Source organism: Enterococcus sp. JM9B, assembly GCF_009933265.1.
In the GTDB taxonomy this organism is placed as follows: domain Bacteria; phylum Bacillota; class Bacilli; order Lactobacillales; family Enterococcaceae; genus Enterococcus_C; species Enterococcus_C songbeiensis.
Genome location: NZ_MAEK01000016.1, coordinates 1 through 21,264 on the forward strand (window position 1 = coordinate 1; position 21,264 = coordinate 21,264).

General features: G+C 35.8%; 14 protein-coding genes and 1 pseudogene. All 15 read right to left on the minus strand.

Going from position 1 to position 21,264, the window contains the following annotated elements; all coding sequences use genetic code 11:
* Positions 1-9: 9 nt before the first annotated feature.
* Positions 10-834, minus strand: a complete 825-nt coding sequence (locus BAU16_RS05135) for a carbohydrate ABC transporter permease (protein WP_161526617.1) — start codon at positions 832-834, stop codon at positions 10-12.
* Positions 835-849: 15 nt separating this feature from the next.
* Positions 850-2,148, minus strand: coding sequence for an ABC transporter substrate-binding protein (locus BAU16_RS05140; RefSeq protein WP_161526618.1), 1,299 nt, complete (start codon positions 2,146-2,148; stop codon positions 850-852).
* A 139-nt stretch (positions 2,149-2,287) separates the two neighbouring features.
* On the minus strand, positions 2,288-3,730 hold the full coding sequence (locus tag BAU16_RS05145) for a response regulator (protein ID WP_161526619.1): 1,443 nt from the start codon (positions 3,728-3,730) through the stop codon (positions 2,288-2,290).
* Between the two features lie 3 nt (positions 3,731-3,733).
* On the minus strand, positions 3,734-5,515 hold the full coding sequence (locus tag BAU16_RS05150; protein ID WP_161526620.1) for a sensor histidine kinase: 1,782 nt from the start codon (positions 5,513-5,515) through the stop codon (positions 3,734-3,736).
* Complete coding sequence (locus BAU16_RS05155; RefSeq protein ID WP_161526621.1) at positions 5,512-6,162, minus strand: SGNH/GDSL hydrolase family protein; 651 nt, start codon at positions 6,160-6,162, stop codon at positions 5,512-5,514. Before BAU16_RS05155 ends, BAU16_RS05150 begins: the two co-directional genes overlap by 4 nt.
* A gap of 498 nt (positions 6,163-6,660) precedes the next feature.
* Positions 6,661-8,799 (minus strand): glycoside hydrolase family 65 protein, encoded by a 2,139-nt coding sequence (locus BAU16_RS05160; RefSeq protein WP_161526622.1) that lies wholly within the window; start codon positions 8,797-8,799, stop codon positions 6,661-6,663.
* 110 nt (positions 8,800-8,909) lie between these two features.
* Positions 8,910-11,219, minus strand: coding sequence for a glycoside hydrolase family 31 protein (locus tag BAU16_RS05165; RefSeq protein WP_161526623.1), 2,310 nt, complete (start codon positions 11,217-11,219; stop codon positions 8,910-8,912).
* A 213-nt stretch (positions 11,220-11,432) separates the two neighbouring features.
* Complete coding sequence (locus tag BAU16_RS05170) at positions 11,433-12,458, minus strand: LacI family DNA-binding transcriptional regulator (RefSeq protein ID WP_161526624.1); 1,026 nt, start codon at positions 12,456-12,458, stop codon at positions 11,433-11,435.
* Between the two features lie 59 nt (positions 12,459-12,517).
* Positions 12,518-13,333 (minus strand): carbohydrate ABC transporter permease, encoded by an 816-nt coding sequence (locus BAU16_RS05175; RefSeq protein WP_048603674.1) that lies wholly within the window; start codon positions 13,331-13,333, stop codon positions 12,518-12,520.
* Positions 13,333-14,208 (minus strand): carbohydrate ABC transporter permease, encoded by an 876-nt coding sequence (locus BAU16_RS05180; protein ID WP_048603673.1) that lies wholly within the window; start codon positions 14,206-14,208, stop codon positions 13,333-13,335. The genes BAU16_RS05175 and BAU16_RS05180 overlap by 1 nt, the downstream gene beginning before the upstream one ends.
* A gap of 64 nt (positions 14,209-14,272) precedes the next feature.
* The gene (locus tag BAU16_RS05185; protein ID WP_161526625.1) at positions 14,273-15,661 is read right to left on the minus strand and encodes an extracellular solute-binding protein; all 1,389 of its coding nucleotides are present in this window, start codon (positions 15,659-15,661) and stop codon (positions 14,273-14,275) included.
* 278 nt (positions 15,662-15,939) lie between these two features.
* Positions 15,940-18,123: an alpha-galactosidase gene (locus tag BAU16_RS05190; protein ID WP_161526626.1), complete on the minus strand. Its 2,184-nt coding sequence runs from the start codon at positions 18,121-18,123 to the stop codon at positions 15,940-15,942.
* Positions 18,124-18,151: 28 nt separating this feature from the next.
* Positions 18,152-18,955, minus strand: a pseudogene (locus BAU16_RS05195) (carbohydrate ABC transporter permease); the annotation flags it as partial.
* 17 nt (positions 18,956-18,972) lie between these two features.
* On the minus strand, positions 18,973-19,842 hold the full coding sequence (locus BAU16_RS05200) for a carbohydrate ABC transporter permease (protein ID WP_161526628.1): 870 nt from the start codon (positions 19,840-19,842) through the stop codon (positions 18,973-18,975).
* Between the two features lie 59 nt (positions 19,843-19,901).
* A complete protein-coding gene (locus BAU16_RS05205) occupies positions 19,902-21,197 on the minus strand; it encodes an ABC transporter substrate-binding protein (RefSeq protein WP_161526629.1) in 1,296 nt (431 codons plus the stop codon).
* Positions 21,198-21,264: the final 67 nt, after the last annotated feature.

The window sequence follows — 21,264 nt, forward strand, 5'->3', positions numbered from 1 at the left end:
AACCAACTTTCAAGTTTTAGTAATAAACAATACCCAACTCATAGCACTTGCATATCCCATCTTGAAGAATTTAAATGCATTTTCATAAATCATTAGTGAGGTTAAATATGTTGATTTCAATGGACCACCATTGGTGATTAAGAATGGTGCATTAAATTCTTGGAAAGCATTAACTAGCTGCATCACAAGATTAAAGAAAATTGTAGGGGTGATTAATGGAACTGTAATTTTGAAAAATATTTTCCATTTGCCTGCTCCATCAACTCTAGCAGCTTCATAAAGTTCCTCGGGAATTTCCTTCAGTGCAGCTAAGAAAATTACCATGGACGAACCAAACTGCCAGATTCTAAGTAAAGCAATAACAGCCATCGCCGGGCCTGGTTCTGATAACCAACCAACTGGTGAAATTCCAATTATCCCTAACAATTGGTTAATCAAACCATCACCAGAAAATAGGAATCTCCACAAGACAGCAATTGCCACATTCCCCCCTAAAATCGAAGGAATATAGTAGGCTGTACGGAACATATTGATTCCCTTAAGCTTGAAGTTCAAGATGAATGCAATAAAAAGAGCGAATACTAGCTGTAACGGCACAGTAATTACTGCGTATCTGAATGTAGAAAAAATGGACTTAAGGAAATCCTTGTCTGTAGTAAATAGTTTAATAAAGTTATCAAAACCAACAAACGTTGGTTTTGATATTAAATTATAGTTAGTGAAACTTAAAACAAGTGAGCTGATAAATGGATATATAACAAAGATAAGCAAGCCAATCAGCCATGGTAGGATATAAATTAATCCCATTTTTGATCCTTTTCGTTTTGATTTCATATTTGCACTATCCTTTTATTGATTACTTTTGATTTCTGCAACAGCTGCTTCAGCTTGATTAACTAATGACTCGGCTGCTTCTTTAGAGTCAACCGTACCTAACCCATATTGTTCAAGAATATCAGTATAAATAGAGTACACAGATGCTTGTCCAAAGTATGGTCCTTGGTAAAGCCCTTCGGTATCATTCATGATATTTAAAATAGATTGATCGAATTCAGTAACCATGCCCGCTTCAGTCAAAATTTCAATGGCTTTTGTATTTCCTGGAATCCCACGTGCTGTTCCCATAGCTAGAACACCTTCTTTTTCGTTCAACATGAAATTAAGCAGCTCAGCGGTTTCTTTCGGATGCTTGGTATTTTTACTGATAGAAAACTCCATACTAGGCTGTGTGACTACTCCATCACTTTTCGCACCATCTATGGTTGGATACTTTGCAATTACTGACTCTTGGTTATTTTCATCTAAAACTTGTTTATAACTAGAAACACCTTGAATCCATTCTGTTTGACCAGCATAATTACCTTCGATAAATTGTTTGACTGTTGCTACAGAATTATTCCCAATGTTTTCAATGATTTCCTTCTGGCTTGGAATTACCCCGGCGTCAACCATGCTTTGTTTCCATTCCAAACCTTCCTGTATTTGTTTTTCAGTTAAATTTAAATTTCCCTTCTCATCAAAGACAGGTTCATCATATTTCTGAGCTAAATATTGAGCTATTTGATAGAATGATAATCCCGCCAATGGATAGTAACCATCAGGGAATTTCTTTGCCGCCTCTATTAAATCATCCCAAGTTTCAGGTATTTCAACCCCAAATTTATCAAATGTGGTTTTGTTATAGCATACTCCTCCCATATTTTGGTTAAACGTAATTCCATTAAGTTTTCCATTTATTGTTCCGGGTTCAACTAGGTCCTCTGAAAAGCCAGAGAAATCGATAACATCTGATAATTCATTCAAATCATAAAAGCCATTCCCATCAGGCGAATAAGTCATGTACCAGTCATAATTCATTTGCATTAAATCAGGCTCTGTTCCACCAGCTATTTGAGTTGCCATTTTTTCTACGATGCCATCCCACCCACTGTATTCAGCTTTTACAGTAATATTCGGATGTGATTTTTCAAATTTCTTTATCATATCAAGAGTTGCCTTATGCCGATCATCATTCCCCCACCATGACATTCGGATAGTAACTTTACCATCTGAATCACTGGCCTCTTTTTTACTACCACAAGCAGTTAGAAACATTGTAGTAGATAGAGCCATTACTGCAAGTCCAAGAATTTTTTTCCAACTTTTCATTTTTTGTCCCTCACTTTTTAATATTGTTATCGTTTACATGAACAGTTTACGACTTGTAAGCGCTTGAAAAAATAGAGTAACTAGATAAAAAACATTAAAAAACAGATGTTAATCAAAAAAACTAGTTGAATAAAAATAATCAACTAGTTTTTCCGCCATTTTGTTGGACAAATTGTTTTGGTGTAATTCCATATTTTTTCTTAAAGAGCTGAATGAAATAATCTGGGTTCTTTTCATATCCAACCATTTCTGCAACCTCGTATACTTTGTATCCATCTTTTATGAGTTCTACAGCTTTTTGCATTCTTATTTCAAATAACTTTTGAGAAAACTTTTGACCCGTCTCTTTTAAATATGCTTTGCCCAGATATTCAGGGTTTAAGAATAGTTTGTTTTTTGAGATCCATCGCAATGAAAGATCTGAATAATTGTAGTGCTTTTCAATTAACCAGTTCAAGTTAGCAGAGATACTTCCCTGCATCATCTCTACATCCTTCATTTCTTCAACGAGCTGGATACATTTTTTTAACAAAACCTCTATTTGAGAAATCGAATCCGATTCTAAGATTTTTACGGGAAAGTTTTGATAATCTGTATTTTTGTCTCGAAGAACTTCTCCAAGAATTTTTTTACAGAAATCTATTGCTTCTCTCTTTAAATCTTCTACAGAAAAAAGTATCTCTTTTGCATATTTGAGTATTTTTTCTAAATATCTTAAGCCGTTTGAGAAATCATTGGTTAAAATATGATGATATAAGGTTACAAATCTATCAGGTATATCGCTATTATCTTCTATAGCTTCTCCATCAATAAAAAGCTGTGGACCCATCGAATAGAAGCTTGTCTCAAAAGACTTGATACCTCGTTGAAACACTTCATCAATATTAAACTGACTCCCCTTGTCACTTACAAAAATAATACTTGGATGAGTTGTTACTTCAGTTATTTTTCGAGACAATTCAGACTGAAAAGACTGATCAGAAAAAATATAATAAGCCACTGCACCTTTTAATCCGCCAAAAACATATCTTATTTTTAAATCTACAAATGTCTTCTCAATAATCGGATGAAACAATGAATAGTGGTCATCTGCATACATCACTAGTTTAAATGGAGGAATTAGTGAATGATCCGCATTTCCTTTTCCTAAAATTATAGCTTCAATACTCTCTTTCCAGTGTAAAAATTGATTCGTCTGATTTCTTTTCAGATCCAATAAACATTGTTCTAAATTTTCTTTCAGTTCTTTGGGAGAAGTCGGTTTTTGCAAAAAGTATTTTACACCAAAACGCATTGCTTGTTTTGCATAATCCAGAGTTCCAAATCCTGTTAATATCATTAACTGTATCATAGGGTTGATTGCCTTGATTTGTTCAATTAGATCCAGTCCGCTCAACTCAGGCATGTTGAGGTCTGTTATAACAATATCCACAGGATTATTTTCCAAAAATTCAAGAGCGTGCATACTCGAATAATAGACTCCAACAATATCAACATCTAGATTAGTATAACCAATCAATAGCTCTAGTCCATCAGCGCTTAATTCTTCATCATCAACAATGATTAGTTTAGGTTGCTCCATTGGTTATTCTCCTTGTTCTTGGTCCAGCAATGGGATCATAATAGTAACTTCTGTTTTTATATTCGGTATAGATGTAATTTTGAGATTCGCTTTTTCTCCGTAGATGACTTTCAAACGCGATTGAATATTCTTCAAACCTAATCTTGATGAATCACTAGCTTCACTTAAAGTAGCTTCAAAACCTAATCCATTATCCGTAACCCTAATTACCAAATCTTCTCCTTCTGTAAAGATGGATAGATTCACCGTTACCGGTCTACTTAATTTTTCAACACCATATTTTATCGCGTTTTCCACTACTGGCTGGATACTCAAAACAGGAATTGATAATCCTCTTACATCTTGTGAAATATTCATTTCAAAAATAAGCCGTGATTTAAACCGGATAGCTTGAATACTAATATAGGCCTGAATCACATCCAATTCTTCTTGAACTGTATTAAAATCATTAGGATTGGAAATTTTTTTCCTGAAAAGTAGTGCAAGCGATGTCACCATTTCAGAAACCTCCAGATCTCCTTTGTTTAAAGCCAGGTAGTTAATTGAATTTAAGGTGTTATATAAGAAATGCGGGTCTAGTTGTGCTTGTAAAAATTTATACTCCATTTCCTGAGTCAGTAATTTTGATTGATAATCCTTGATAACCAAAGTCTCAATTTCTTTAATTAATTCTTGAAAACTATGATATAAAATACCAATTTCATCGGTTCGCTTCATGGATAATGCTGTGGTATCTAGTGAACGAAGCTTTTCCAAGTCTGCTTCTCCCTCAAACTTTTTCATATTTTCCGCTAATTCATTAATTGGAGTAATTACTTTCCGAATAAAATAATTTACTAGTCGGAACCCCGTAAATAGCATTAAACTCATCACAAAAAAGAATACAATTTCAATTTGAATTGCCTTTTGTATCACCTGCTGATTCATCAGAAAATAATAGAAATGGAAATCATTATTGGACAAAGAAACAGCATCTGCATAAACATAATATTTTATTCGATCTATAGTGTCTATCTCATAAGCATTCGTCGCTGAATCCGCCATCTTATTTTCTTTAATAAAGTTGATATACTCATCGTAATTACTCAGATTTGTGGTATAGAACGTTTTATCAAGCTCCATCACAAAAAAATCTTTATCCGAGAAAATTCCAGAATTTTCTAAGAAGTCCTGGATAAATGTTGTATTCACAAAAAGAAGTATCGTTCCTGCTTTTTTCAACACACCTGAACGTGTGGTATATAAAGTTTGGCTAAATAAGCCTTCCTGCAATCCTTTATCAAAAAACCATCGTCCTTTTTTTGAATTTTCTGGAATAGTAGCCAAAATTTGTGAAAAGGAGTAATCTTGAAAAAAATTCTTTTCATTTATGTGCTCCCCAATAATCCGTTGATCTTCAGAATCTAACAAAATCATTGACTTAATATTTCGTTTATTTGCTAAAAGCCAAGAGAATTCTTTACGTATAGCTGTTTCAAACTTTGTTTTTTCAATTGCGGATAAACTCGGGTCATTTACTTTAAGTAAGTTATTTTGAATAATTCCATTTTGATGAATTTCTGTTGTTACTTGCTCTACTGATTCCAGCTCCTGTTTAACGTTAGCAGAAAGAATGGATAATTTTTCTTGATTTCGATCATATATCTCTTTCATCATAATCCGCGAAAACATTATTCCTATAAAAAGAATTGTAATTCCTACTAAAAAAAGAATGATGTTAAAGATAGATTTGAGCTTCCCTTGATAGGATAGATTACTATAATAAGTAGCAATTCGTTTTATCATAGGTCTTTTAACTTGTTTTCTACGAATGGAACATAAAATGTCCTGTACCCATCGACATTTGGATGGGTACCACTACCATTTATACCCGGTTGTCCATCTTGATTTAGATTATCAAAACTGTATTTTTTCCTTTGCTCTTCGACTCTTGTGTCAAATGTACTTCCTGCAAAAAAATCAATAAAGTAAATACCCATTTCCATACATATTTTGGTGTTCACTCTATGCATCATTAACTGCAAATCCCATTTTCTTGCCGGCAAACGATGTAGCTGAATATATGCAATCGGAACATTAATCCACTTTCGTTTTATCTCCCAAAGAGTTTTTACTAGAGCGCTTTCAAATAAATCTTGAATTGTTTCATCCAAAATACCTTTTTCCAACAGCTCATCTAAGAACAGCAAATCGTTAATTCCACCGTCTAATAAAATTAAATCTGGATTTTCAGTGGGGGCATCATAAATTTCTTGTAACAACCAAGGAAATCCTTCTTTCCCTGTTTGAATCAAAGTTGCCCCATTTAACGCAAATTTTTCCAAATCCATGGTATTTTTTTCAGCTAATTCATCAACGAAACTTCGATGGTAGACGTGTCCTTTTATTATACTGTCTCCAAATGCGTAGATTTTTTTACCTTTTACGTCCACTTTTCCTCCCCCTTTTAATTTATTTATTAACAGCATAGTACATACTGTTTTATATTTCTACTAGAAAGTTGAAATATTTGAACTACTAACAAAAGAATTATCTGCGTTGATTTATAAAACAACATTTTCCATTAATTAAAAATATTTCTAAGATAAATTAACACTCTTTCGAGAAGGCTATCAAATAGAGTTCTTAGAAGATAAATTTATCAAATAAATAATTTTATTTGATAAATCACAAGCAATATCACTATTTCACTTCTTAATGAATAGAAAAGAGCTAAAAACTGACCTGTCTCTTTGCTTCTACAAAAATAGTCAGTTTGAACTTCCAATTGTCAAACTGACTAATTATGGTTCTATAATATTTAGTGTTGTTACTCAAATCGAGTAAGGACACTAAATATTATAGAGCCTTAAAAAATTGAATGACTAGATTAAAGAAAAATTCAAGTCCAAACACGGATTCTCTAATCGCGTGCTCAGGCTTGAATTTTTTTATACTTCCTTCGCGCTTATCTTTTTGACTTCGTGGTGTTCGTGAGTCACTGAAATAGCATATTTTTCGCCTCTGAAGGTAGTTGTAAACCGAATTGCCTCGATTTCAGTAGGCAAGTGAGGCTCGAGGACAGGACCGCTTTCAGTAAAAGACAAATTACAAAAACCATAAACAATCGTCAAGAAAGTACCACCCATTGATGCTGTGTGAATTCCATCTTTCGTATTTTGATGGGAATTATCCAGATCAACTCGTGCGTTTTCTAGGAAGTACTGATATCCCTTTGCACTATTTCCTAATCGACTGTAAACAGTCGCAAATGCTGAGTAGGAAAGTGTAGAATCATGGGTAGTTATTTGATCGTAGTATCCCACGGTTTTAATCGCTGTTTCTTGAGAGAAATCTTCTTGAAACAGCATCAAAGCAAGTACAGCATCTGCCTGTTTAGCCACTTGATAACGATAAATCATCAAAGGATGGTAGTTCATCAGTAAAGGATACTGCGTTTCTTCTTTAGATAAAGGCCAGATTTCTTTGTTTAAAAAGTCACGGTCCTGCGCAATTATTCCGAGTTCTTCATCAATTGGCTTAGCCATACATTGAGCATTTTCTGTCATTTGGGTCAGCTCTTCTTCCGATATTTTCAGGGTTTGGCAAAGCTCCTGCCATTTTTCAGGAAATTCTCTCTTAATCTCTTGAGCAATTTTATTTACCCAAATAAATTGGTGTTCCACCATTCGATTTGTGTAAAAATTATCGTTTACTAATACAGAATACTCATCCGGACCAGTTACTTTATCAATATGAAACTGACCATTTTTACGATACCCGATTTCGTTAAATACCCGCGCAGTTTCAAGTAAAACAGCGAACCCTCCATCTAGCATAAGAGAAAAATCATTGGTTTGTCTAAAATAGCTGATAAACGCATACGCAATATCCGCATTGATGTGGTGTTGCGCCGACCCAGCTTCGAAAAATGCCGAAGATTCTGTCCCGGAAATCGTTCGCCAAGGATAAAGCGCACCTGTCTGGTAACCGAACATTCGCCGATTTTCTCGTGCTTTATCCAATGTATTAATTCGATAGGACAACATTTGCCGAGCCAATTCAGGTTTTAAATGCAGAAATAGCGGAAAGACATACATTTCTGTATCCCAAAAATAATGACCTTCATAACCGCTGCCACTTAATCCCTTTGCAGCGATGCTCGTTTGACCATCCGTTCCCAGAGATTGCAATAGCGCGTAAGTACTGTAGTTCACGCTTTCTTCTAAGCGATCTTTACTTTTGATTTTTATTTTCGCAGTTTGCCAGAATTTTTGCAGGTAATTTTTCTGTAGTGTCGCCAATTCTTCAAAACTCAAATTCATTCCTTGATGGGTTGTTTCACGAAAAGCATAGCTAAGTTTTTTTTCATAAGTGTTTCCTTCCAGCTCCGTTCGAATAACTACTCGGTCTGCTTTCTGTTGCTGATCAATCAGCTTTCCTTTGATTGACCAATGCATAGCTGCTTTTAAACGGGAGTTTGCTGTCTCAAAGCTGCAAATTCCTTTGTCAAAATCGACATCATTTATGATTAACTGGTGCGTGTCATGACTCATTCTTGGATCATTTTTATCAATTGTTTTAACCGGTTGGAAATTTAGATGAGTAATCAGCTTAATCGGCTCTTGATGATTGATTCGCTCAAAATCAAATTTCATGGCAAATAGATTTTTATGAATAAAGGAAGCTAATCGAGAAATTTTGATTCGAGTCACTCGTCCTTTGGGTGAGGTCCAGGTCATTTCTCGAATCGTCATTCCTTTTTCTAAATCAACATATCGTTTCGAATCTGTCATTTTTCCCTGATCAATCCGAAAATCTTCTCCACCAATTTTTATCAGCGTCGTTTGCCCATCCACCACACTGACCATTGTCTCCCCAGTTGGTGTAAAACCATACATTTTTTCTGGATAGCTGATTTCTTTGGTTTCATAAAAACCATTAAGGTATGTCTCTCGGTTTGTCACAAAAAAATCGTAATACCATTCCTCAAGATTTCCCCGTACACCAATAAAACCATTGCCGTTAAATAAAATACTTTCTGCTTTTTCCAATTCTTCCTTCGTATAATCATTCAAAGATATTTTCACTTGGCTTCTCCGATCTTTTATTTATAAAACTATTTTACTACATTGTGTTTGTTAATCTAAAAATGAAAAAAGTCTCAAAATATCATTTTTGAGACCTTGAGACTTTTCTTCTAGCTTCTTTGGATATAAATCAATTCATACAATGCTTGCCGCAAAGTATCATTTTCTATTTGTTGCAAGAAAGCCGTCAGCTTAAAGGCATCAGATGTTGACTTAAAGAAATTCCAAATTCGTTCTTTCTCATCAAAAGAAATCTCTGCATGATTGATTCGTTCAAAAAATTCTTTACGAATGACTTGTATTTTTATTGGTTGGAAACCTTTAATAGCAATAGTTACTTGTTCTTTGAATGGCTCTTCAAGCAAGAAGCTCCGTTCAGTTTTCTCTAAATCATAAGGTAAAAGTTGCCCCATTTCACAATGTGGTTCAAACATCTCCGTCCCACAAAAGACAAATATATGTTGTCTATTTTGTGGCAGAATTCCCTCTTCATCCATAACGGAAAGAGTCAGAATTTCTTTTTCATAATCCAATACTACTTTTGTAATCGCCTGTTTTCCATCTTTTTCTTCGATCATTTCAAATTGATTACTTTTTCCCGGGAAAATTTTCCACTGAATACATTCAGGTAGATTTTCTCCAATCGTTTTTCCTACTTCACCGTCAAATGGAAGGATACCACCTGCTTTAACAAAAACAGGAATCGTTTCTAACGAACGATAAACGGCTAATTCACTATTTCCTGAGTATCGTAAATTGGAAAAGAGATCATACCAGTCCCCTTCTGGAAAGAACATCTTATTTTCCGCCAGATGAATTTCTTTATTTTCAGCAGCTATGATTGGACTGACGAGAAGCTCGGAACCAAAAAAGTATTCATTTTGATAAGCGTAGGAACCTTCTTCCTCCGGATAATCATAATAAATCGGACGAATCAAAGGAATTCCCTTCTCAGCGGTCCTAACGTTCATTGTAAAGAGATACGGCAATAATTCATGTCGTAACTGTAAAAAATTTGTCATGATTTTTTCAATATCTCCACGATAGATCCATGGCTCTTTACTAAAGAATGGGCTGCTGGAACTATGCAGACGGTTGATTGGACTGAATACACCAAACTGTAACCAGCGTAAAGCCAGCTCTTCATCTTTATATCCGTGCATATGTCCGCCGATATCATGACTCCACCACGTATAGCCGATATTGCTGGCCGTCGCTGTCATATAAGGTTGAAAAGCCAATGAATCCCAGCTAACAATCGAGTCACCGGAAAAACCAATTGGATACCTGTGGCTTCCTGGACCGGCATAGCGAGATAGAATCAGAGGAGCCTTCCCTTGTTTCTGCATATCTAAAATATGGTAATGATTCAGCGTCCATAGAGGATCCAATCCTGCTATACTGCTTTCTTCCCCTTGTTGCCAATCCAGCCACCAAAAATCAACCCCCATTTCTTCTAATGGATGGTTCACGTCTTCAAAGTATACTTTTCTAAAATCTGGGTTATTCAAATCAAATTTTGCTGGTTCTTCAATTTCCGATACTAAATTTAGCTTTTGTGAAACAATGGGATACTGTTCTTCAAATCCTCGGATACCGTCAGCCGGATGGACATTTAATGTAACAGCCAATCCATGTTCATGGAGCCAGTCTAAAAATTCCTTTGGCTCTGGAAAAAGCTCCCGATTCCAAGTATAACCTGTCCAACCACTGCCATATTTCTCTGGAACTTCTGTGATGTGCCAGTCCATATCTAAAACTGCGACAGAAAAAGGAATCTTATTTTTTTCAAAACGAGTGATTAATTCTTTATATTCCTGTTCTGTATATTTCCAATAACGACTCCACCAGTTACCAAGAGCATATCGAGGTAATTTGGGTGGAAAACCTGTCAATCGAAAATAATCCTTGAGAGCTGTCTGATAATCATGTCCGTACGCAAAGATATATACATCTTTAAGATCCTTATTCCGCGGTTTAGGGTCTCCTGTGCTATCTAAAGAAAAAGAGGCTGAATCATCCAAAATTGCGAAGCCGTTCCGACTCAAAATACCATCTTCCAACGGAGCCGAACCATCAATTTCATCAACTGTTCGTAGGGTACCTTTCAAGTTAACGATTTTTTCTCCAAAGCGCCATTGATTATGATAGTGAGAAAAGCTGTAGGCAAAATCGATTGTTAAACTTTTACTATTGAATGCTTCCTCCTTTTGATAATACAGATGATAGCTCGAAGTTATAATTTCAATCTTATCCTCTTTTTCAATAAGCTTATGGGGAACTTCTTCAAAATCTCTGTTTAATACTACCTGTGTTTGACTATCCGTAAATATTCCTTCCTCGGAATATTCCATGCGGAGTAACTTTTCTGTCAATAAAGAAAAGCGGTATTTTTTTCCTTGAATAATTGTTTGAACCATGTCTGCACCTTCAATCTAATTTGTTTACATGTATCTCTCATTCTTTGATAGAAAAGAATTTATTCTCAATTCAGTTTGTGCTTCCCAAAGTTTAACGTTCAACTTAAAGGAGAAGAAATTGCCCCACTTGATCAACTGCAGATCAGGGGACGGGGAACTGCCTATATTTTCAAATTCCCGGTATTTCTTGTATTTATTGTTACACTAATCATTTTATTCGTTTATTTTTTTTACTGTTTCTCGAATCTTTAATTCTCCTGAAAGATTAGTCAATTGGGGAACCTTTTTCCCTTTATCAACAATGTCTGCCAACATTTGCATCGCCAACATCCCTTTTTTGAGTTGATCTAACTTGACTGTTGTCAACGGCGGATCATTAAACTCTGCATATTTGATGTCATCAAAACCGATAACTGAGAGTTCCTCTTCATAATTCACCTGATTTTCCTTCAGAAAGTAAAGGAAACGAATCGCTAAATAGTCAGCAGTAATCAAAACAGCAGAATAGTCTCCAAAATTTGCCAGCATTTCGTCAAAATCATTATGGGTATAAAGGAAGGAATCACTCACTATCAGATTTTTCTTTTTCAGAGCAGACAAGTAGCCAATATAACGTTGCTGGACAACACTTGTTTGGTTGATATCAAAATCATAGGAAAGAAAGGCAATTTTTTTATGTCCATTTTCAATCAAGTAGTCTGTCGCCAAAAAAGCAGCAGTGAAATCATCCGTATTCACAAAATAGCGATTTGGATACTCAGTAATATTTGAGTAAATTCTTTCATCTAAATGAGTGTCAATAAAAATAATTGGAACCTGAATGCTCTGATTTATTTTCTCAAAAAGCGATTGGCTGAATCCTACAGCGATAAATCCGTCAAACCGCCAATTCTTTTGTATATTTTCAATATCTTTTTGTGAAGTCACTTTATGAACCAACGTAAAAAAACCGTTTGGCTTTGTGATTCGCTCAATTCCTTCCAATACTTCTGCAACGAATGGGTCCGTGAAATCCAATTGGGGTGTTTGAGAAAAATACAACAGCCCAATCAAGCGAGAAGAAGAGCGAACCAACGCACGAGCATTCATATTTGGTGAGTAATTATATTTTTCAATAATTCCTTCGATTAGTTCCCGTTTGTTTTCTGAAACGCGATGAGCCTTGTTATTGATCACGTTAGAAACGGTTGTAATACTGACCCCCGCTTCTTCTGCGATTTTTTTTATAGTTACTTTCATGCTCATCGTCCTTTCCGGTCGTGTTAAGAGTATTATAGCTGATTATTGAAAATGTTCAATTACTTAATCGATCCGCTGGCTACCCCTGCAATAAACCGTTTTTGGAAAATAATATAAATAACTACAACTGGAATAATGGAAATAGATGTTGCAGCAAATAATCCACCATAATCGGTTCCGTATTGTCCATTAAACAAACGAAGTCCTACCGACAATAACTGTTTGGATTGATCATCAATCATCAAATAAGGCCATAGAAAATCTTCCCAACTCCACAAGAATTGAAAAATTGCCAAACTCGAGATTGCATTTCGCGACATGGGTAAAATAATACGATGGAAGATATAGAAATCTGTGGCACCATCCACGCGAGCAGCTTCAAGTAATTCATCTGATATTTGAGAAATCGACTGCCGGAACATGAAAATTCCAAATCCACTGACCATGGAAGGAATAATCAATGATTTATAGGTGTTCAACCAACCAAAATCTACCATCATTTCATATTTAGGGATAATCGTAACCGCCCATGGCAGCATCATCGTACTTAACACAACACCAAACAAGATATTTTTGCCTTTAAAATGAAATTTCGAAAAAACAAATCCCATTAAAGCACTTGTATAGATAATGATTACTGTCGTTAAGACTGCTACAAACAAGCTGTTAAAGAACATTCTCATAAAATCAAATTTTTCTTGGACATCTGTAAAATTTGACAGTGTGGAAGGAGTTGGAAATAAACTTCCACCGATTTTTACGATTTCACTGTTTGGAGCAAAAGATGAAAGCAGCATCCAGACAAATGGAACAATCGTAACCAATGCCAAAAGAAGTAAAATCAAGTTTAGTATAACAGATTTTGTTTTTTCCATTAGGAGTCATTCCTTTCCCCAGTAATCTTGAACATGATGATTGTCAAGATACCGATAATAACGAACAGCAAAATTGCCATTGCCGAAGCTGTCCCAAAATTATATTTGACAAATGCTTCATCGTAAATCAAATAGGAGATAACATAAGTCGAGGTCCCCGGTCCACCATCAGTCATGATCAAAATTTGAATATAGGCTTGCAAATATGTAATCAAGGAAGTGATGACTACAAAAAGAGTCGTTGGTTTCAACAATGGCAAAGTAATCCGCCAAAAAGTCTGCCAACCTGATGCTCCATCAATTTTTGAAGCTTCAAAAACATCTTCTGGAAGCCCCATCAATCCTCCTAGAAACAAAACGGTTGCATAACCAAAATCTTTCCAGATTGTCATAATAATAATAGCAGGTAATGCCCATTGGGAATCTTTTAACCAGTTGATATCTAAGTTGAACACTTTGTTGATTAAGCCAAACTGTGGATCAAACATCCACATCCAAACAAAGGAAACAGCTACTAAAGGCGTGATCGTTGGCATGTAGAAAAGCCCTTGAAAAACAGTTTTTACTTTAGTTAGTTTGGAAGAAAGCAACAGCGCCAATCCCAACCCAAATACTACCCGAAAAACAACTGCAAAAAAGGCGAATACCATTGTATTTCCCATGGACTTCCAGAAAAGACCACTCGTTAATACCTCTTTAAAGTTTTCCAGTCCTACAAAATTGTATTTGTCGATCAATGGATTCCAGTCATGTAAACTACCAGCAAATGCCTTATAAATTGGGTAGACTAAAAAGATTGCAAAGTAAACAATCAATAAAACCACTGCGACATTTCTTAAATTAATAATTGAATTTTTTCGTTTTATTGTCTCCATTGTATCTCACCTCTCTTTGTAAATAGAGATGCTAAGACGTTTCTTAGCATCTCAAGACATTTAATTATTTAGCTTCATCGATAAATTGATAGCTGCTTTCCAAAGATGTAAAATCTGTATCTTTCATATCTTTTTCCATTTGTTCTTGTCCAGCTTTTAATGAACTATCTAAAGCTTTGCCATTAAATAAAACGTCTTCCATTGTTTGTGTCCCTGTTGTTTCAATCGTTGCTGGGAATGGCCCCGGCCAAATCAAGCGATCGACCCGTGGTGCGATTACTTTTAGAATTGGATTATCTAAAATATCTTTATTTTCAGCAAGTGATTTTTTCGTTGGGAAGGAAGCCAATGACAGAGCTCCTGCTTTTGAATATTCATCATTTGCTAAACAGTATCTCAAGAAATCTTGTGCAACTGCTTGTTGTTCTTCCGTTTGATTCTTATTAATACCTGGTGTACTTTCACCATTGTAGCGATCATACGCCATTGGAACGGATTCATCTGGAGTTGGTGTTGCAAAGACGCCAAAATCAATGTCAGGGTAATTTGTATTTAATTCATTTAAATAGAAGCCCCATTTGTAAACCATGGCTGACTGTCCATTACCAAAACTTTGAGAAGAATCTGCACCAAAATCTTTTGAACCAACTTGATCTTCATTATAAAGATCTAGCAAAAATTGCAGATTTTCTTTTGTTGTATCATTGTCATAATTAGCAACTTTACTGTCTTCTTTGAAGAGTAATTCCCCTTTTTGGTAATTTAATCCTTGATAAATGGCACTGTAGGTTTCACCATTCCAGTTAAATCCTGCTTGAGTAATCTTGTCGCCATCTTTTTTTGTTAATTTTTTAGCAACTTCCCGGAATTGATCCCAAGTTTTTGGAATATCTGCATCTGTTAACCCTGCTTCTTTCCACAAATCCTTATTGTAATAAATGTTCCCAGTATTGATCATGCTGTCGATATAATAAACATTCCCATCGATTACGTGAGGATCAACAGAGGTGAAATCTGCTTTCAATTCCTCTGTGTCAATATCATATGGCTGTAAATATGGAATTAATAAATCATGTTGAGAATTATGAATGTTAAAAACTGCTGGCCCATTTTTTCCCTTTAATGCTAATGGTAGCTTTGTCCAGTAATCTTCCCATGGATGATTCACGACTTTAATTGTTACATTAGGATAGATTTTTTCATATTCTTTGGCCATCGTAATGGCAGGATCCCCTTCATTCCAAGTCCAGTATTCAATATTAATTGGTTCTCCATCGTTGACCAGTTTATTAGGATCAAATTTTACTTGATCACCAAGAACCTCCATTCCCTTATCTTCTTTTGTATCCGTTGTCCCGCCGGCGCTTCCACCATCTTTGCTGCTCCCGCAGGCTGCCAATCCGCTGATCATTAAGAGTGATGCTAACGCCATAAAAATTTTTTTCTTTTTCATGAAGCTTTTCCTCCCTTTAGTTTAACGTTTAACTTCGAATATAGTTTAACGTTAAACTAAAATTTTGTCAACGCTTCCATAGAAGATTTATTATTTAATAATCCATTTTTATTTGAGGACTTTGAGTTTATCGCATCATTTTAAGAAAAAATAACAAAATTTCAGAGAATTTTTTCGCACACTTTGCAAGCTCAGCTGAGTCTGAAGACATAATAAATAAGATCGACCAGTTTCACCTGATCGACCCTATTTTAACGATACTTATGTTTCCAATATATTTATTTCCCCTCCAAGTAAAAAACTTCCGACACGTAATCTCCTTGTAATTCCGGATTAATTGGCAAACCAAGGTTCATTAACTCATCACCAAAATAGTTTTTTTCACCAATTCGATAGCAGATATCTTCCGACAAACCGGTAAGTTTTAATGTAGTAATGGGATTTGACGCTTCAGCTAAAACACGGAAATAAAAAAGTAAGGCCTCTGTCATATCTCCGGAAACAAGCATCCATACAGTCTCATTTTCTTCAAAAGGACTCTTTAAACGAATGAATTTTCCATATTGCAATAATCTCCGATGCTTTTTATAAAAGGTGACTTGTTCTTTTATTTCATTTTTTTCACTCATTTCAAGTGCTGTGAGGTCCAGTTCATACCCGAAAATTCCTGACATAGCTACATCACCTCGTAGCTTCAAACTCGTCTTCCGCCCAGTCTGATGGTTAGGAATGGCTGAAACATGTGAACCCATGCTTGAAATTGGATAAACAAGACTAGTTCCATATTGGATTTTTAAACGAGCTATTGCATCTGTATTATCACTTGTCCAAGTCTGCGGCATATAATAGAGCATTCCCGGATCAAATCTTCCTCCACCACCTGAGCAACTTTCAAATAAAATATTTGGATATTCTTTAGTCAATTTTTCTAAAAATTCATATAATCCTAAAATGTATCGATGAGCCACTTCCCCTTGCTGATCAGCTGGCAACAGTTTTGAATACACTTCTGTCATATTTCGATTCATATCCCATTTAATATAATCAATCGTTGCATTATCTAAAACTTTTTTCATTTGCTCATATAAATTTTCTCGAACATCTTTTCTAGAAAAATCCAATACATATTGACTTCTCCCTAATGATTTTTCACGGGAAGGAACAGCGAAAGCCCAATCTGGATGCACCTTATATAATTCACTAGCTTCTGAAATCATTTCTGGTTCAAACCAAATACCAAACTTCATTCCCTTTTGGTGAACCTTTTGAGAAAGTCCTTTGAGTCCACTAACAAGCTTCGTTGGATGTTCAAACCAATCTCCCAATGAGGATTGGTCATTTTCTCTATTTCCAAACCACCCATCATCTAAAACGAACATTTCAATTCCTAAATTCGCTGCTTCATCCACTATTTTCATAATTTTTGGTTCGTCAAAATCAAAATACGTTGCTTCCCAATTGTTGATAAGCACAGGTCGTTCCTTTTGTTTAAATTGTCCTCGTGTAAGGTGATGATTAAATAGTTCATGAAAGGTTTGAGACATTCCATTTAAGCCATCCTCGCTAAATACCATGGCAGCTTCTGGCGTCTGAAATGACTTTCCAGCTTCTAGCTGCCACGAAAAATTATAAGAATTTATTCCCATAATCAAGCGAGTTTGATCATACGGATCCTTTTGAATAACTGTTTCATGATTACCACTATAAATCAAAGAAAAGCCATAAGCTATTCCATGATTTTCAGAGGTTGAGGACTCAGCTAATACAGCAAAAGGATTTTGCTGATGGCTGCTCGAGCCGCGTTTGCTATCCAATACCTTAATTCCAGTATTCACTGACTCACGTGTCAAATATCTTTCTCTTGCCCAAGTTCCATTCAAATGCAATAAATCAAAATTTGTCGCTGGAAAATCTAGGGAGAGGCTGGCCAATCGATTGATTTCGACCTTTTGAGCACCAAAATTAATTAATTTTGCAGAGCGAGTAATAACATTCAAATAAGAAAAAATACTATAACTAATCTCCAAATTTAACTGACTGACCTTATCCTCCAAAATAAGGGTTAATGTTTCTGCTTCCCCCTCATTAGTGGTATAAGTTGCGGGTAACCCGGATAATCTCTCTTTTCCCGTGCTAATTCGATAGTCTTTATATCGAAAATCAACAACCCTGCTGCCATTGGTTAACTTTATATTATAGGCAGGTTCTCTAAAATCACCAAATCCATTCCCGGGAAATTCCATCAATAATGTATCTAAGGACAAATTTCGATCAATACTATTTGGTGGATTCGGTGAAAAAGAACGATCAATCCGTGGATAGCGATGGTTCCCAGAGTACTGATTAATTTTCTTGCCAAAATAAAGATGGCTCAAATAATTGTTCTCTTCAATTGCAATGAGATAGCTGATTTTTTTATTACTTAAATGAAAAACCTGTTGCTCCTTATCAAAATAGATCATAATCGAATTCCTTTCCAAACGTTTACTCTTATTTAACTGAGCCCAGCATTCCTTGAACAAATTGTTTTTGAAGAACGAAGAAAATAATCGCGGTTGGTAGCGTTGCAATTACGATTCCTGACATCATCATACCGTAATCCGGTGTATAAGAAGCACCCATTGCAGAAAGAACCAACGGCACCGTTCGTTTATCTGGTGATTGCAAAGCCACTAATGGCCACAGATAATTGTTCCAACTGCTCATAAAGGTAATAATTGCGGCAGCAGCGTAGGTATTTTTAGCAGTTGGCATATAGACTCGAAAGAAAATACTTAGTTCTCCCAAACCATCAATCCGTGCAGCTTCTACTAGTTCTCTAGGAAATGATTTGATGTTTTGGCGAAAGAAAAAAATCAGAAAAGCAGTACAAATAGCCGGTAAAATCACGACAGCATAGCTATTGATTCCTAACGGTGTACCACTAAGCTTACTAAACATACGATATAACGGAATCATCAATGCAGCAAAAGGAACCATCATCGATAACAATAAAATATTAAAGATAGTGTCTTTCGTTTTCGTTCGATAGATCTCAAACCCGTAGCCGGCCATCGAAGAAAAAATCAGAGCTAAGACCGTTGTGATTACTGCAATCATACCGGAATTTGCCAATGCACGAGTAAAATTTAGATCTGAAGAAAAAAGATTTTGAAAATTAATTGCGATTTGATTTCCAATCATAATTTTTCCTGCCGTAATGTCTACAGCTTTATTGGTCATCCCCAAAATCATCCAAACAAAAGGAAAGATTGAGATAAATGCCATAACGCTTAACAAAAAGTATTTTAATCCAGCTTCAACTTTTTTCATTAGTTTTCTCTCCCTCCGACTCTTGCCTGAATAACTGACAGAACGACAATTGCAACAACGATTACAAAAGAAACTGCCGCGGCATAACCAAAGTTAGGTGTAAAACGATAGCTTAGATTATAAATATATTGGGACAGTGTTGTTGTCGCATTTGCAGGACCACCCATGGTGATATTTTGAACCTCATCAAACAATTGTAGTGTTCCAATCGTCGAAGTGATTGTAGTAAAAAGAATAATTGGCTTCAAATTTGGGATAGTAATTTTGAAAAACTGATCTCTTTTTGAAGCCCCATCAATTTCTGCCGCTTCATAGATGCTCGGATCGATGTTTTGCATACCGGAAATGAAAAATATCATATTATATCCTGTCCAACGCCATGTGATTGCAAAGATGATTAAAACCTTTGCCCAAAAAGGATCGGTCAACCATTTGATTGGATCTTCAATCAAGTTGATATTCAATAAAAAAGTGTTTACCAAACCATTCACTGAAAACAAGCTTTTCATAATCAGAGAATAAGAAACTAGAGAGGTAATACATGGTAAAAATAAGGCTGTCCGAAAAAGTCCTTTGAATTTCAATTTCTTGTCATTCAAGATATTGGAAAGAACCAACGCTAAAAATAACATAATTGGCACTTGTACAATCAGATATAAAAAAGTATTTCCAAATGCTTTCTTAAATGTTGAATCGGTCAGCATCCGCTGATAATTACCTAGTCCGTTAAACGACATATTCGTCGGTGGCCCAGATTGAAAGGACGTAATCAGTGCCGATACCATTGGAAGGAACACTAATAACGTGATTAAAATAACCGGTAGTGTAATAAAACCATTCCCATTCGCAAACAGGTTCTTTTTCTTCATAAAAAATCTCCTCCTTTTTGAAAATAGGAACTCGTGATCTTCCACGAGTTCCTACCGCCCTAGTTTGCGATTTGCGCTTCAACTTGTCCTTGTGCTTCTGTCAATACTTTATCAACATCTTCACCGTTAATAACGCGTTGTGCACTCTCAGCTAACACGGATTCAATCGCATACGTGTGATTTCCGTAGTTTACAGCTGGAACTTCGCCAGACCATTTTGAAAAGTTTTCAAAAACTTTTTCGTCACCATAAAATTCTAAACCGGCTTTATATACATCGGTCTCTTCAGCAGCATTCATCGTTGAAACCAGTCCGATTTCTTTCGCCAAAGTTCCCATTAACTCTTTGTTAGACGCAAAGGTATTTGATAGGAAATCTTTGGCATTTTCTTCTCCATCTACACCTTTGATAACGTACCAGCCAGCTCCACCAATACTTGAGGCATGAACAGAATCTGCATTACCCGCAATTGATGGAATTGGAGCTATCCGCCACTTGCCGCTTTGATCTTCCGCCCCTTGGATCGTACTTGAATACCATGCTCCTGTTGGTGAAGATGCTACACTACCTGATTGAACAGCATTTACGCCCCCATCCCAATCAGAAACTTGTTCAACAATATCTTCATTCAGTAATTGTGCAAAAATATCTAATCCATATTTTAAGGATTCATTGTCTTTGATTGTTACAGAAGTCCCATCTTCTCCGGTATACCACTCTCCTGCCGACTGCATGATGATTCGAGCTAAACCTAAGTCACTTGGATTCAATGACATCAATGCGTGACCCGTTTTTTCTTTTACTGCTTTTCCAATTTCAATATAGTCATCCCAAGTGATATTTTCCAAATCTGCCTCAGTGTAACCTGCTTCTTCTAAATAATCCTGACGATAAAACAGTCCAGCGACACCGCTATCAAATGGTACCCCATAAATTTTATCATCAACTTTGTTGACTGCAAATTTATAACTTGAGAAATCATCTTCACTAACAATATCTGTTAAATCTGAGAAAGCGTCTGGATAAGAAGAAAGATACCCTTGAATCCGGTAATCTTCAATCAAGACGATATTAGGTAACCCATCCGTATTCCCAGCTGCCAAACTTGTATTTAATTTTTGTACGATGTCATCTTGGGACATAGTAACCACTTCAACATCCACATCAGAGTTTTCATAGACTTTTTTTGCTTCATTAACTGCTTTGATGTTAAAGGTTTCATCCCACGCCCAAACGGTAATTTTATCGCTGCTACCCGCATCATCACTACCGCTGTTAGATGTTCCTCCGCCACCGCAAGCTGCCAATGTGAGTGCTGCTGCACCAATCAATAAAGAGCTAACAATTTTTTTCATCATTCTTCCTCTTTTCTCTTTTTATATAATAACTATATCCTTCATAGAAAGCGTTATCAACACACTG

What these genes read in the sequence shown, in the direction of transcription:
- BAU16_RS05165 (WP_161526623.1), bottom strand. Translation starts at nt 11,219, where the DNA reads ATGGTTCAAACAATTATTCAAGGAAAAAAATACCGCTTTTCTTTATTG.
- BAU16_RS05150 (WP_161526620.1), bottom strand. Translation starts at nt 5,515, where the DNA reads ATGATAAAACGAATTGCTACTTATTATAGTAATCTATCCTATCAAGGG.
- BAU16_RS05135 (WP_161526617.1), bottom strand. Translation starts at nt 834, where the DNA reads ATGAAATCAAAACGAAAAGGATCAAAAATGGGATTAATTTATATCCTA.
- BAU16_RS05145 (WP_161526619.1), bottom strand. Translation starts at nt 3,730, where the DNA reads ATGGAGCAACCTAAACTAATCATTGTTGATGATGAAGAATTAAGCGCT.
- BAU16_RS05190 (WP_161526626.1), bottom strand. Translation starts at nt 18,123, where the DNA reads ATGATCTATTTTGATAAGGAGCAACAGGTTTTTCATTTAAGTAATAAA.
- BAU16_RS05170 (WP_161526624.1), bottom strand. Translation starts at nt 12,458, where the DNA reads ATGAAAGTAACTATAAAAAAAATCGCAGAAGAAGCGGGGGTCAGTATT.
- BAU16_RS05175 (WP_048603674.1), bottom strand. Translation starts at nt 13,333, where the DNA reads ATGGAAAAAACAAAATCTGTTATACTAAACTTGATTTTACTTCTTTTG.
- BAU16_RS05180 (WP_048603673.1), bottom strand. Translation starts at nt 14,208, where the DNA reads ATGGAGACAATAAAACGAAAAAATTCAATTATTAATTTAAGAAATGTC.
- BAU16_RS05140 (WP_161526618.1), bottom strand. Translation starts at nt 2,148, where the DNA reads ATGAAAAGTTGGAAAAAAATTCTTGGACTTGCAGTAATGGCTCTATCT.
- BAU16_RS05200 (WP_161526628.1), bottom strand. Translation starts at nt 19,842, where the DNA reads ATGAAGAAAAAGAACCTGTTTGCGAATGGGAATGGTTTTATTACACTA.
- BAU16_RS05205 (WP_161526629.1), bottom strand. Translation starts at nt 21,197, where the DNA reads ATGAAAAAAATTGTTAGCTCTTTATTGATTGGTGCAGCAGCACTCACA.
- BAU16_RS05185 (WP_161526625.1), bottom strand. Translation starts at nt 15,661, where the DNA reads ATGAAAAAGAAAAAAATTTTTATGGCGTTAGCATCACTCTTAATGATC.